The sequence below is a fragment of the Acinetobacter sp. AS167 genome, assembly GCF_037152175.1.
GTDB lineage: Bacteria > Pseudomonadota > Gammaproteobacteria > Pseudomonadales > Moraxellaceae > Acinetobacter.
On the sequence record NZ_JBBCMP010000009.1, the window covers coordinates 41,324 to 56,107 of the forward strand.

The 14,784-nt window shown below is 38.3% G+C and carries 13 protein-coding genes; 8 read left to right on the top strand and 5 right to left on the bottom strand.

Annotated features, from left to right (window positions below; genetic code table 11):
* Positions 1–129: 129 nt before the first annotated feature.
* Positions 130–1,827: an NAD-dependent malic enzyme gene (locus WFN33_RS14640; RefSeq protein ID WP_336953768.1), complete on the bottom strand. Its 1,698-nt coding sequence runs from the start codon at positions 1,825–1,827 to the stop codon at positions 130–132.
* A gap of 324 nt (positions 1,828–2,151) precedes the next feature.
* Here WFN33_RS14640 and WFN33_RS14645 point away from each other — a divergent pair, with 324 nt between their 5' ends.
* Positions 2,152–2,748, top strand: coding sequence for a hypothetical protein (locus WFN33_RS14645; RefSeq protein ID WP_336953769.1), 597 nt, complete (start codon positions 2,152–2,154; stop codon positions 2,746–2,748).
* A gap of 5 nt (positions 2,749–2,753) precedes the next feature.
* On the opposite strand, the gene WFN33_RS14650 is transcribed toward WFN33_RS14645, so the two are convergent.
* Positions 2,754–3,023 carry a DUF2798 domain-containing protein gene (locus tag WFN33_RS14650; RefSeq protein ID WP_336953770.1) on the bottom strand — a complete coding sequence of 90 codons (270 nt, stop codon included), beginning with the start codon at positions 3,021–3,023 and terminating at the stop codon, positions 2,754–2,756.
* Between the two features lie 58 nt (positions 3,024–3,081).
* Positions 3,082–3,501: a hypothetical protein gene (locus WFN33_RS14655; RefSeq protein ID WP_336953771.1), complete on the bottom strand. Its 420-nt coding sequence runs from the start codon at positions 3,499–3,501 to the stop codon at positions 3,082–3,084.
* Between the two features lie 195 nt (positions 3,502–3,696).
* On the opposite strand from WFN33_RS14655, the gene argS reads away from it, so the two are divergent.
* The 7 genes from argS to WFN33_RS14690 all read left to right on the top strand — a co-directional run bounded on the left by argS (position 3,697) and on the right by WFN33_RS14690 (position 11,094).
* A complete protein-coding gene (argS, locus tag WFN33_RS14660) occupies positions 3,697–5,487 on the top strand; it encodes an arginine--tRNA ligase (protein WP_004823680.1) in 1,791 nt (596 codons plus the stop codon).
* A gap of 145 nt (positions 5,488–5,632) precedes the next feature.
* Complete coding sequence (locus tag WFN33_RS14665; RefSeq protein ID WP_336953772.1) at positions 5,633–6,226, top strand: SPOR domain-containing protein; 594 nt, start codon at positions 5,633–5,635, stop codon at positions 6,224–6,226.
* A gap of 445 nt (positions 6,227–6,671) precedes the next feature.
* A complete protein-coding gene (gene creB / locus WFN33_RS14670; RefSeq protein ID WP_336953773.1) occupies positions 6,672–7,391 on the top strand; it encodes a two-component system response regulator CreB in 720 nt (239 codons plus the stop codon).
* Positions 7,392–7,394: 3 nt separating this feature from the next.
* Positions 7,395–8,858 carry a two-component system sensor histidine kinase CreC gene (gene creC, locus WFN33_RS14675; RefSeq protein ID WP_336953774.1) on the top strand — a complete coding sequence of 488 codons (1,464 nt, stop codon included), beginning with the start codon at positions 7,395–7,397 and terminating at the stop codon, positions 8,856–8,858.
* A gap of 113 nt (positions 8,859–8,971) precedes the next feature.
* Positions 8,972–10,384, top strand: a complete 1,413-nt coding sequence (gene creD / locus WFN33_RS14680; RefSeq protein WP_336953775.1) for a cell envelope integrity protein CreD — start codon at positions 8,972–8,974, stop codon at positions 10,382–10,384.
* A 69-nt stretch (positions 10,385–10,453) separates the two neighbouring features.
* Positions 10,454–10,678: a hypothetical protein gene (locus WFN33_RS14685; RefSeq protein ID WP_336953776.1), complete on the top strand. Its 225-nt coding sequence runs from the start codon at positions 10,454–10,456 to the stop codon at positions 10,676–10,678.
* A gap of 59 nt (positions 10,679–10,737) precedes the next feature.
* Positions 10,738–11,094, top strand: a complete 357-nt coding sequence (locus WFN33_RS14690) for a RidA family protein (RefSeq protein WP_336953777.1) — start codon at positions 10,738–10,740, stop codon at positions 11,092–11,094.
* A 61-nt stretch (positions 11,095–11,155) separates the two neighbouring features.
* On the opposite strand, the gene WFN33_RS14695 is transcribed toward WFN33_RS14690, so the two are convergent.
* Both WFN33_RS14695 and WFN33_RS14700 read right to left on the bottom strand, forming a co-directional pair.
* Positions 11,156–11,680, bottom strand: coding sequence for a DUF2726 domain-containing protein (locus WFN33_RS14695; RefSeq protein ID WP_336953778.1), 525 nt, complete (start codon positions 11,678–11,680; stop codon positions 11,156–11,158).
* A 430-nt stretch (positions 11,681–12,110) separates the two neighbouring features.
* Positions 12,111–14,516: a YgiQ family radical SAM protein gene (locus tag WFN33_RS14700; protein ID WP_336953779.1), complete on the bottom strand. Its 2,406-nt coding sequence runs from the start codon at positions 14,514–14,516 to the stop codon at positions 12,111–12,113.
* Positions 14,517–14,784 lie beyond the last annotated feature (268 nt).

The window sequence follows — 14,784 nt, forward strand, 5'->3', positions numbered from 1 at the left end:
ATGTTCAAAAATATAAATATACCTAAATTACTTTTTATAAAAAAATTACAAATTACCAAATAAACAACATAATAAATTAGATTAATAAAAAAGGGCGTATAGCCCCTTCTTTACAACATTTAAAAATTTCTAGAACGGAACGCGTTTATAGTCACGATATTCTGGTTTCCAGAAGTTCTGTTCAATACTTTCCAGCAATTGCTCATCACTGATCATCGGTGCTACACCATCTTGAATAGCCGCTTTAGCAACTTTAAACGCGATAATTTTAGATACTTGCTGCAATTCATTTAAATCAGGCAACAAATCTGCGTGGATATCTTGCAACTTCGGTGAACAATCGGCCAAAGCTGAACTTGAAGCCATTAACATATTGTCTGTAACACGGGTTGCTTGAACTGCTACCACACCCAAACCAATGCCAGGGAAGATATAGGAGTTATTGCACTGCGAAATCTGGTAGGTTTCACCATGATAATTTACAGGTGTAAATGGGCTGCCTGTCGCAATCAATGCTTTACCATCTGTCCATTGAATAATATCAGCCGGTACGGCTTCAACTCGTGAAGTTGGGTTGGATAAAGGCAATACAATCGGATATTCACAGTTTTCAGCCAGCGTTTTAATGATTTCTTCTGTAAATAAACCTGGTTGACCGGATACCCCGATCAATACGGTTGGTTTGGCATTTTTCACAACATCAAGCAGTGAAATGATTTCCTCAGCATTTCCCCAATGTGTAACATCTTCAGGTTTCTGCGCAAGTTTACGTTGGAAATCTAATAAGTTTGGCTGATTTTCAGTGATTAAGCCAAAACGATCCACCATAAATACTTTGGCACGTGCCTCAGCATCCGTCAGGCCTTCAGCAACCATCTGTGCAATAATTTGTTCTGCAATACCACAACCTGCGGAACCAGCCCCTAAGAAGGTAATTTTCTGGTCTTTGAGCTGTTTACCTGCGGCTCTACTCGCTGCAATTAAAGTGCCGACGCAAACTGCGGCTGTTCCTTGAATATCGTCATTAAAGCAACAAATCTTATCACGGTATTTTTCAAGTAAAGGCATGGCATTTTTTTGCGCAAAATCTTCGAATTGGATCAGTGCTTTTGGCCAACGACGTTTAACCGCAGCAATCACTTCATCGACAAATTCATAGTATTCATCCCCGCTGATACGAGGTTGCGACCATCCCATATAAATCGGATCATTCAATAACTGTTGATTATTGGTTCCCACATCAATGGTAATCGGCAATGTGTAAGCAGGACTAATGCCACCACATGCGGTGTAAAGAGATAGTTTTCCAATTGGAATGCCCATACCACCAATACCTTGGTCACCTAAACCAAGAATACGCTCACCATCTGTGATCACAATCACTTTGACATTTTTACGGTTTACGTTGTGAATGATTTCATCAATGTATTTACGGTCAGGATAGGAAAGAAATACTCCACGATGACGGCGATAAATATCGGAGAAACGTTGACATGCTTCACCCACTGTCGGTGTATAGATAATTGGCATCATCTCACTTAAGTGGTTTTCAATCAGGTGGTAAAACAGCGTTTCATTGGTGTCTTGAATATTTCGTAAATAAATATGCTTATTGATCGCTTCACTGAAAGAACAGAACTGTTGGTATGAACGTTGACTTTGTTCCTCGATACTTTCGATCACATGAGGAATTAAACCGTGTAAGTTAAATTGAGTTCGTTCTTCTTCTGTGAAGGCTGAACCTTTATTTAATAAAGGCAGCTCTAATAAGGCATTACCTGCATAATGAATATATAGAGGATATTTTTTCAGGGTTTCCGTTGGCATTTCCATTCTCATTGAAGCAGACTGCCTGCTTCTATCTTTTGCTAAGCTACGACTTTGGTCTGATACAAGCTTAAGCCTATTTTTGACTAAATGGGTATTTAGATACGTGATAATGATATTCAAAGTATTTTACAGAATGATAAATTATTCTCAGTTTTACTGATCAAATTCTCGTTTTTATGCAATTTAATATTTTTCCATAAAATAATGAGTCATGATCCCGCCATTAAAACTGCATATTTGTACGCAATTTTGACCAATCATTGATTTTTTTTCGGTTTAGATTTATTTTGTTTAAAATACGATGAAGCTAAACCAATAACAATGAACACAAAGATCTCTCTACTCCTTATTAGCACAGTCATTGCATGTACTGGCTGCCAAACTGCAAAAAAAGTCTCTTCTGGTGTTTCCAAAACCACTGAAAAAGTCAAAAGTATGGTGGGCTTAGGCGAAGCCAAAGTTCCAGAAGTTGATCAACAAGGTGTGGTTGATGTCAGTAAAGCCACCCTCGAAAAACTAGAGCAAATGAAGATCAATATGCCCACTGGACAATGGGTTTATATTGAAAATGATCTTCAAGGCATTTACACCTTACAAAACAAATCCAGTGATGGAAACGTCCTATATTTGCGTTTGAATTGTAAGATTCCTTCGCAGAAGCCTGGTTTTACGATAGAAGATAAAGATGGCAAAGAGCTGCTTAAAGCACATGATGCGCAAATGGGTCAAGTTCAATTCTTAATCGACAATAACAACTATGGCAATCCATTTGACTTAGTCAATGCAAAAAAAATGCCGACATTTAAAACGGCATTGCACAAAGCCAAAGTGATTAAAATCTTTAATAATTCCAAACTTTATACTTTTACAAATGGTCATGCTGAATTGCTTAGCAAACCTGTCACATGTAAAGAGTAGATCCATTATTTAGGCATATCCACAAATACGGCAGTTAAACGTCGTACTAAGGGTAAAACAATCAGAACCACAGGATATGCCACAGCCCATGATACCATCCATGCAGCAAGCCATTTGGCCCAAAATCCGTTAATCAAACCCACATTGATCAACATATTAATCAATGACACCATGCCACTCATTAAACAAGATAAGAACAACGGCATAATCCATGCTGCAAATTTTGCAGGGAGTTTTGGGATATTGCCAATAATGGTGGGCGGAGTATTTGACATATATCGCTCTAAGTTTACCAACAGGACACATTTTATTCTTTTAATGGGCCTGAAACAATTAATCCTTCCACATAACATCGGCCACATTTTGCCATTTAATTTGATTAGACAAATTTAAAGGCTGATCATAGAGCTCAGATATGACATTGATTGCTTCATTGAGTGAAATAATTGAATTTAAAGGGAGCCACGTGTCATCACCCACATCAAATAATGCTAAGTTCAGATCTTCATTGCAAGACAACCACGACTCACCTTGTTGGACAGTAGGGATATTCTTATCGTAACGTAAAATCAAATGAGTCGTATCTACCCACCAAAACAATAAAATGATCTGACCTTGTTTTGGCATATTTAGCATAAGATAACCTGAATTTGAATATTCAAAGTCTGTGGCCTGAATCTCCAGAAACAACTGTATAACTTGGTCTTTTTCTATATTCTCATGATCAATTTGATCTAAAAAATTCACAAACATATTTTTTTATCCGGTGATTAAAGCAGTGTAATCCGTCAAGTCCATTTGAAATCTAAACACCAATACACAGTGAAATCGAGCATACTGCCATTTTTCTTATCGAATAAGTTTTATTCTATACAAATGCATTCACCTAAAAGGCGCAAAATTTGCTATATTTAGCGTTTTTCTGCGACATTTATTTCTCTATAGATTATGAATACGGCCATACAAGCAGCTCTTGATCATGCAGTGCAATCCCTACAAGCTGAAGGGACTCTTCCATCTGACTGGAAAAACACGAGTGTTTTAACGCGAACTAAAGACCGAAGCCACGGTGATTTCGCATCAAACATTGCCATGATGGGCGCTAAAGTTGCTGGTATGAAACCACGTGATCTTGCAGAGAAAATTTTGGCAAATTTACCTGAAGTGGTCGATATTGCCAAAGCTGAAATTGCGGGTCCGGGTTTTATCAACTTCTTTTTAAATGCCGATCAGCGCTTTACCGTGCTGGATCAGATCCAAGCACAAAAGGAACAATTTGGTAAAACCCAAGCAAATGCAGCCAAGAAAATTCAGGTTGAATTCGTTTCTGCAAACCCAACCTCTAGCCTGCATGTAGGTCATGGTCGTGGTGCTGCATATGGTATGACTGTTGCAAACTTACTTGAAGCAACAGGTGCCAAAGTTGAACGTGAATATTATGTCAATGATGCTGGCCGTCAAATGGACATCCTCGCTACATCAACTTATTTACGTTATTTAGAATTAAGTGGACAAACTTTAGTTTTCCCTAAAAATGCTTATCAAGGCGACTACGTTAAAGAAATCGCCCAAGGTATCATCGACAAACACGCTGATGCTTATGTGCGTAGTGTGGCTGATGTTTACAAAGATGTTCCTGAAGATGTGCAATATGCTGAAGAGCTTGATGCTGATGGCAATAAAGTGGTTATTTCAGGCGATAAAGAAAAACACATTGACGGCTTAATTCACAACTCACAAGCTTTAGTGGGTGAAGGTTATCGTGTATTCCATCAAGCAGCATTACATGCCATTTTAGATGATATTAAAGATGACCTTGGTGAGTTTGGCGTAACCTTTAATCACTGGTTTAGTGAAGCATCATTGGCTGAAAAAATTGATGAAGCCTTACAAACCTTAGATCAACGTGGTTTTCTTTATGAAAAAGATGGCAACATTTGGTTTAAATCAACTGAATTTGGCGATGAAAAAGACCGTGTAGTCAAACGTCGTAATGGACAAACCACGTACTTTGCCTCTGACATTGCCTATCATTTAAATAAATTACAACGTGGCTTTACTGACCTTGTTGATATTTGGGGTTCAGACCATCATGGCTATATTGCACGTGTTAAAGCTGCAATTGATGCGATGGGCTATGACTCATCTAAATTGACTGTACTTTTAGTGCAGTTCGTCAGCTTATGGCGTGGTGGTGAGATGGTACAAATGTCATCTCGCTCAGGTCAATTCGTGACATTACGCGACCTTCGTAAAGAAGTTGGCAATGATGCAGCACGTTTTTATTATGTAATGCGTAAATCTGAACAGCACATTGATTTCGATTTAGATTTAGCGGTATCTCAAAGCAAAGACAATGCCGTGTATTATATTCAATATGCGCATGCTCGTATTTGCCGTATGTTAGAAAAAGCAGCAACAACAAATATTCAATTTGATACTGAAAATGCACGTCAATTTGCTGCAAAATTAGAACTTGATGCTGAAACTGAAATTTTAGCGAAACTCGCGGCTTATCCTGAAGTCCTTATTCGCGCTGCAAATAATTATGAACCTCATCAAGTCGGTAATTATTTGAAAGAACTTGCTGCTTTATTCCATGGTTGGTACAACGAGAATAAAGTATTAGGTGATGATGCCGAATTAACTCAAGCGCGTTTATTGCTTTCAGCAAATATAAAACAAGTCTTACATAATGGTCTTGAATTATTGGGTGTATCTGCACCTGAAAGTATGTAAGTCAAGAGTTGCTTTACATTTTCCCAAGACCCAGGTCTGGCTCAAAGTAAGCATTGAAGTGTGTAATAAATCATTACTTTACATCGTGTTCATGCAAAACTATGCTTGAACACGATCAAAGCAATACATAATAAGAGGGTTCCACGTGTTTGGAAAAACGCAACGCGGTGTTTCAGAAAGGCCAACCAAACCTAAACAACCATTGATTCCTAAATGGTTAGGGATGCTTGTCGTCATTTTAATCGTGTTAAGTTTTGGTGTCGCACTGATGCTCTGGAAACCGTGGGCGCCCGTCCAACCCAAAAATGAAATCACGTCTGAGCATTATCAAGAAGATACCAACAAAGACTATCGTTTTTATGATCTGTTACCACAACAACAAGTTACCCCTATTCCTGAACAAGCTGTTCCTGAAAGCAGAAATCAACAACAACCTGTAATTGTTGAAGCACCTTCTCAGTCTGAAAATGTCAATGTTGGGGTAAACGCTGAAAGCACAACGCCTGTTCAACCTGAATATATTCTACAGGTTCGTAGTTATGATGATCCTGATGCTGCTGATGCACGTCGTGCTGAAATTATCTTAAATGGCTTATCTGCTGATGTGATGCAAAGTACAGAAGGTGGAAAAACTTGGTATCGTGTGATTTCAGGCCCTTATGAATCACAAAATGCAGCAGTGATTGCACAACAAACCTTACAACATAGCGGTATTGACTCTATTGTAGTTAAACGCTAATCCTTTTTTATGGCATTGCCTGATCTATAAATCACAAAAAAGGATGCTTCGGTATCCTTTTTTATTCTTCAAAGTCTTTTTCACCTTGCCTATATATCAGAATAAACTGAGTGTTTTTTACTCAAAAGAAACATGTTTTGATGAAATACTTACCCAAATTGATCAAAATTAGAGTAATCTATTTTCCGCAATACATTACCCATGTTGTTGCCGAGATATCAAAAGTCACCAATACTTTTGATTTGCTGTCCTGTGATTGGCGTGACGATCAAATCCGAAGATTACAGGGCGCTCAGAAATTCACATGGGTAAAAAAGCCCACATCCATAGGCATTCAGCTAATTTCAAACAATAAAACAGTTCATCTAAACTTCACTGAAAATTCATTCGCCTAATTATTTCAATTTGAGTACACTCCTATTGAGATTATGAGCTTTTAAATGCAATGAATAATAAAAAACAGATTTTATGTGTAGAAGATGATGCTGCTATTCTTATGCCGTTACGTTACGCACTTGAACGAGAAGACTGGCAAGTCACTTGGGCCAACTCAAGCCTGCAAGCTATTGATTTTATTAAAAATAAACCATTTGATTTTATTATTTTAGATGTTGGATTACCTGATTTAAATGGTTTTGATCTCTGCAAAAAAATTCGTCTCTTTAATCATACACCACTACTATTTTTAACCGCACGAGATGACGAAATAGATCGTATTGTGGGTTTAGAAATTGGTGCAGATGATTACTGTAGCAAGCCATTTAGTTCACGTGAAATTGTGTCTCGAATTAAAGCCATTTGGCGCAGAATGGAAATGCAAAATCAGTTACAGCAAAGCTCACAGCCAAACACACACATTTCTACAACCCCGTCTAAAGTTTGGCAATGTAATGATGAAGCTTTGCAAATCCATTATTTAGGCACACTACTGCACTTGACCCGCTATGAATATCGCTTACTTAAATTATTGATTCAACGCCCTGAACAGGTGTTTAGCCGTCAACAATTGATGGATCATGTATGGGAACACCCTGAGCATAGTTTAGAAAGAACAGTCGATACACATATCAAAAGTATTCGCAATAAACTCAAGCAGATCTCTCCCGAGCAAGATCCAATCGAAACCCATCGAGGCTTTGGCTATAGTTTAAAAAGGCAAGAATAAACCATGTCCATTTTTATTCGTATTTGGTTCTTCTTTGGATTGATCATCTTGCTGGGTTTATGGTTTATGTCATATACCTTCAATCAACAAGTAAAACCCAATGTTCGACAGGTCGTAGAAGATACCCTTGCGGAAAATGCCAATATTATCGCGATGTTAGTAGCTGAAGATGTCTATGAAAATAAAGTCAGTACTGTTCAGTTTGATGAAAAAATTCAAAATGCGCTGAATCGAAAACTCAATGCCACCATTTGGAAACATAATAAAAATGAGATCAATCAGCAAATCTATATTACTGACAACAACGGTATCGTCATTTATGACTCACAAGGTATCGCCACAGGACAAGACTACTCACGATGGAATGATGTTTACCTGACCTTAAAGGGAAAATACGGCGTTCGCTCTACACGCAGTTATGAAAAGGACAGCAATAGCAGCACCATGTTTATTGCAGCGCCAATCTATTATCAAGTTGGTCAACAACAGCAATTGATTGGCGTTGTCAGCATTGGAAAACCCAATATTTCAGTACAACCTTATATTCAGCGTGCTGAAAATCAGCTGATCCAACAAGCCGCTTGGATTACATTACTCAGTCTTTTTCTTGCCAGTTTGGTGGCCTATTGGCTAAAACACAGTATTGACCGTGTCCGTAAATACGCGCAAGCACTTGCACCTGTCAATCAAACCCCTTATTTTCGTTCGGCAAAAGAACTCAATCAAGTTGCTCAAGCAGTTGAAAATATGCGAGAAAAACTTGAAGATCGTGCTTATGTAGAACACTATATCAACACACTGACCCATGAACTCAAAAGCCCGCTTACCGCCATTCAAGCCAGTGCAGAACTACTCCAAGAAGATTTACCACTAAATGATCAACAACAATTTGCCACACATATTCATGAACAAAGCCAGCGCTTACGTAGCCTGATTGACCGGATGCTCTTATTGACCCGTCTGGAAAAATCTAAACATCAAATTGAAATGCAAGATTTCAATTTATCTGAACTGATTCAACAGACTTTAGACCAGCATACCAGTCAAATTCAGGCCAAAAAAATTCAGTGTTTACTGGATATTGAAGCCAATTGTATGCTTCGGGCAGATCGATTTTGGATTCAACAAACCCTTGCCAATATTTTAGATAATGCCCTAGATTTTTCCGCAGATTCAGCAAAAATCCTGATTCGGCTTCATCATCAAACACACCAGCAGGTAGAATTACAGGTTTTTAATGAGGGCGAATGGATTCCAGATTATGCACTCACGCAAGTGTTTGATACTTATTTTTCCTTGCCTCGCCCGATTAGCCAGCAACGCAGTTCTGGTATTGGACTGAGTATTGTTAAACAAGTTATTGAACAACACCATGGACAGATTCACATTGATAATATTCAAGGAAATGAAATCACCATCTTACAACCCCACCAAAAGGGTGTATTGGTAAAAATTCAATTGCCTTAGCACAGCCAAACTTCACTTAAAATTCATATAAAAAACCTATACGCCTCAAACAAAGCACATTGCTGTTTCGCACACTCAACACTGACAAAAAACAACGGCGAAGGAAAACAGTGATGCGCTCTAACTTTCTGACATTCAAAATTATTGCAATCGCAATTTTAGTTGCCTTATTTTGGATAGGCTTACTCTTTATTACCAGTCTGGTCTCAGAACGACAAGATTACCAACGGGCATTTCTGAAAGAAATTGCACAAAATAATATTAGTCCTCAAACCGTGATTTCACCGTATATCCGCGTGCCCTACAATGAGCAAAAAAACTGCCTCGATGAAAAGAAAGTGGCCTATTTGTGTACTGAGGAACAGTGGATGTATATCAGTGCTGACAGCACGCAATGGTCATCCAACTTTAATGTTTCTGACAACACTTATAAACGCACCATCTATCGAGCAATTAGCTACACAGCCAATCTCATGGCCAAAGGTGTATTCCAAAAACCAACACTTGAAAAGAAAGATTACCAATGGGAACGAGCTGAAATTATCTTCCCTGTACATGATCCTCGCGGCTTAGATACACAACCGAGCTTAAACATGCTCAATAAAACCTATGTCTTTGAAATGAGTGCGCAAGGGAGCAACAGTTCTGGTTTTGACTTTATGTATGTTTCTGCAAAAACATATCCTGAATTAATCAATGCCATACAAAATGGTTTTACTTTTGATTTGACAGCCAATATTACTGGTCTGGGGAAATTCACGCTGATTCCAACCAGTCGTAGTGTCACTTATCAGGCCAAAGGCAATTGGGCTGATACCAAATATTCAGGACAAAACTTACCCTTTGCAAAAACCAGCACACAACAACAATTCACCGCACAATGGAAAAATATTGCTCTAGGTCATCAAAACATCAGCAAATTGATTGATTGCGACAACAATGATTGTATTCGCCAGTTTAGTAATGGTTATTTTTCACAAGAACCAAGTTATATGGGTGAACCTAGTCAAAGTATTGGTTTATCAACAGAATTCTTAGAGTCAGTCAATGTATATACACAAACGGATCGTGCGATTAAATACGGTATTGTGATTATTATCATCACCTTTGCTTGTTTCTTTCTCTTCGAAGTACTCAAAAGCTTACGGATTCACCCCATTCAATATTCTTTGGTGGCGATGGCTCAAGTGGTGTTCTTTGTCCTACTCCTTTCGATCAGTGAATACTATGCCTTTGCATGGGCTTATTGCGTTGCTGGAATTGCCTGTGTCGGGCTCATGAGCTGGTACTTATACTATGTGATGAAAGGTTTTAAAGCCGCTGGCCTATTCAGCCTCATCCTAAGTTCACTTTATGCCGTGATGTACATGCTGTTGCAATCTTCAGGCAAAACCTTTCTGATCGGCTCTATCATTTCATTTGTTTTACTTGCTGTAGTGATGTTTATTACACGGCATATCGACTGGTATCAAATCAGCAATAAACCTGAGCAAAAACTCAAATCCTATACGCCTCCGCAAAATTGATAACGACACAGTGAATAGCTCAAAGCTATTCACTGGCTTAAAAATATATTCTAAATAATAGGTATTACAATGAATATTTCCATCCTTCAGGAGCAACAGCACTTTAAGCGATTGCAACAACTTTTTCCTCTGCACTGTTCAATTGCGTTTTGTTTAAATCAGTTACGTGGCGCGCAGATTCAATTTTTAAATTTAGGCAATCTCATTATTTGCCCAGAATATAACTGTTTGATTATTTTTAAGTATAAAATTCTCATTCGTATAGATACATTCACCAACCAGCAACAAAGTTGATTTGCAGATTGCAAATCATGACGTAAAATTTAAAGCATAAACAAACTTTGAGAATGATCATGACTGTACAACGTTTGCATGTAGAAAAACGCTTTTCTGAAATCGCAATTTCGGGAAATTTAGTTCACTTGGCAGGTCAATTGGCTACGGATTTAAGTTTGGATATCAAAGGGCAAACTCAACAGACCTTAGATATCATTGATCGTTTTCTTGCAGATGCGGGCACAGATAAAAAACACATTATGTCTGTGATGATTTTTTTAAAAGATATTGAAAATGATTATGTAGGAATGAATGAAATCTGGGATGCATGGTGTTCAGATATGCAGGCTCTGCCGAGAACCTGTGTTGAAGCAAAACTTTATCGACCTGATGTTTTAGTTGAAATGACGGTGGTTGCGGTAAAACCAGAATAAGCTCAATACTCAAATTTTTTGAATAAACTAAAAAATGCATGTTTAAACATGCATTTTTTGCTTAGCTATATGCGCGATTTGAGTACAGATCAAACTTCCCCAGTACATGTTCTTCCAGCATTTGCGAATGGCTCATTTCAGAAAATTCTGTTAAAAAATCTTCTCGCAAATCTTGGTACTCTGGAATTCCCATATAACGAATCACGCGATAACCTGCGGATCTTAACAAAGCATCTTCATAAGTATTTTGATTCGAGCGCTTAATCGCATTGATATCATCTAAAGCCATCACCGCTAAAACTTTATAATCTTTGTCCAGCACAACAAAATTTGCAAACATTTGCTGATACTTACGGCGTGTATGTAAATATTTTGTCGTTAATAAGGCATCAAAAGAAACATGAGCCAAGATATTGGCTTCAGGTAAAATTTCTTTTAACCGCGTAAACGTAATTTGTTCATGTGAGTTAAATACTGCTCTTCTTCGTAAAGCACTATCTGCTTGTTGCTTATTTTTCAATCCTTTATAACTAGCACCAATCACGACAGCAAGTAATATCAAACTCGCAACGATTATCATATCCATTTTTCATTTCCTAATTCTTTATTATAATTTGGTCTAAGACCAGTTCATGTGTACCAAAGATACTATTTTTAATCAGTTCAATTTTGTAATATACAAGACGGATTTAAATATTTACTTTTTCAAAATAATCAAATAAATCACATTTTTGACTTATTTCTTGAACTATTATTTGTATTATTCATTGAGTATTTCAACCAAATGAATTGATTTAACCACATTTATACCGTGTATTTTTTACGAATACAACTGAATTTAATGAACTTTGAGTACTATTGTAGGACAATCACATTTGAAAATTGTGTGTTTTTAGTACACTAAAGTTTTCAACAGTTTACAGAGAGTTATCCACAGTAGCGTATTTTTATTATTCAATTGCTGATTTAAGAAAGGATGTTTAGGCATCCTCTCTTATTACTATTTCAAACAGCACCTAAGCTCTACTTTTTGATGTAGACTTTGCTTTGCCATTTCCACCAAATGGTTTTTTATCACCCGTTTCACGCGGCGGCAAACCTGTATGTTGCGTCAATATTTGACCACGTTCAGGACGCTTTTTGGTATTGGAAGGACGCGATTGCGTTTTCGCCTGCGAATTACGACTATCCCCAGTACGCTTTTGCGAATCACCATCAACAGTCGAGTTTTTCTTACGCGCAGATTGATATTGCCCTTCTGTTCCTTGCGGTTGATAGGTTGGAATCAGATGATGTTTAGAATTACCAATCAAATCTACCCGGCCCATTTCACGTAATGCATCACGTAGTAACGGCCAGTTGTTTGGATCATGGTAACGTAAGAAGGCTTTGTGTAAACGGCGACGCTTTTCACCTTTTACAATATCCACACTTTCGGTATAACGAGCCACTTTGGCCAACGGATTTTTCCCGGTGTGATACATCGTGGTCGCAGTCGCCATTGGTGACGGATAAAAGGTTTGCACCTGATCGGCACGGAAACCATTTTTCTTAAGCCAAATCGCAAGATTCATCATGTCATAATCCGTTGTTCCCGGATGCGCAGCGATAAAGTACGGGATTAAATACTGTTCTTTACCCGCTTCCTTACTAAAACGATCAAACATCTGTTTAAAGCGATCATAGGTCCCGATTCCTGGTTTCATCATCTTCGACAATGGACCTTTCTCGGTATGTTCTGGTGCAATTTTTAAATAACCGCCAACATGATGTTGAACCAGTTCTTTGACATACTCAGGGTTCAATACCGCAAGGTCATAACGTAAGCCTGAACCAATCAAAATCTTTTTGATGCCTTTTAATGAACGTGCTTTGCGATAAAGTTGAGTAAGTGGCGCATGGTCAGTATGTAAATTTTGACATACACCTGGGTACACACAAGAAGGTTTACGGCAGTTCTTTTCAATCTCAGGATCTTTACACTGCAAACGGTACATGTTTGCAGTTGGACCACCTAAATCTGAAATGATGCCTGTAAAACCTGGGGCTGTATCACGAATTTTTTCAACTTCACGTAAAATTGATTCTTCTGAACGGTTTTGAATAATACGACCTTCATGTTCGGTAATCGAACAGAATGTACAACCACCAAAACAACCACGCATGATGTTTACAGAGAATTTGATCATATCAAATGCAGGGAAACGCGCTTCACCATAAGCTGGATGTGGTAGACGCGCATAAGGCAAGTCAAACACATAATCCATTTCTTCAGTAGTCAATGGAATCGGTGGTGCATTTAACCATACATCACGTTCACCATGCTTTTGTACCAATGCACGAGCGTTCCCAGGATTGGTTTCAAGATGCAAAATGCGGTTAGTATGTGCATAAAGTACTGGATCAGTTGCTACTTCTTCAAAGGCAGGCAAACGAATCACTGCCAATTCACGAGGTGGTAATTTATGTTTAATCGCTTTAGAAGCCGGCAGTAAACGTACAATCTGGGTATTCTCATCCAGTTGATCGCCTTCACGAACGACTGGATTCGCTACCAATTCTTTTTGGAAATTTTGGTATTGGGTTAAAGAATTTCCTTTACCCTGTTCTATTTCGCAACCATCTAAATCTTCAGTCATCACATAAGGATTGATGATGGGATCAACACGACCAATCGCATCGACATCATTCGATGCAATTTCAACAAACTTAGCTTTAGACACACGATTAATTTTATTGACGATGAATGCAGTACCACGAACATCGGTGATTTCATGAATTTTTTCGCCTTTGGCAAGACGATGCATGACTTCAACAACAGAACGCTCACCATTGCCATACATCAATAAATCCGCTTTTGAATCCATCAGTACTGAACGACGAACTTTGTCTGACCAGTAATCATAATGCGCAATACGGCGTAATGATGCTTCGATACCACCTAATAATACAGGTACATCAGGAAATGCTTCACGGCAACGCTGACAATATACAGTTGCAGCACGGTCAGGGCGTTTATTGGGTAAATTATCCGGTGAATAAGCATCATCAGAACGGATTTTACGGTCAGCCGTATAGCGGTTGATCATAGAATCCATGTTACCAGCGGTCACACCCCATGCAATATTCGGTTTGCCTAGCACCTTAAACGCTTCCGCAGAAGTCCAATCGGGTTGTGCAATAATCCCGACACGGAAACCCTGTGCTTCAAGCGTTCGACCAATAATTCCTGAACAGAATGATGGATGATCGATATAGGCATCACCACATACTAGGATAAAGTCACAACTATCCCAACCGAGTTGATCCATCTCCTCGCGTGACATTGGCAAAAATGGTGCTGGTTCAAAGCACGATGCCCAATATTTGTCATAATCAAACAACGCAGTAGGCGCTGTCTGAGCAGTATAAGCGGTCGACATGGTGAGTTTCTCGATTGGCAGTTGGCGATCGGGAGAGATCTAAAATGAAAGTTGATCATTTTACCATGAATTTTACTCATGTTGTTTGATTAAAAAGTAAACATTGTCTCTTGGTCTTCTATTTGGTCTGTTATTGATAGCTTTTTAAGATGTTCAAGGTATTCGTCATAAGTTAAAGAAAAATTTACCCGTCATGATGTATTGTTTACAAGCACGGAGAAATTGAAAAGAAAAGGTTATTTAAATAAACACTATTTAGCCGCAGTCT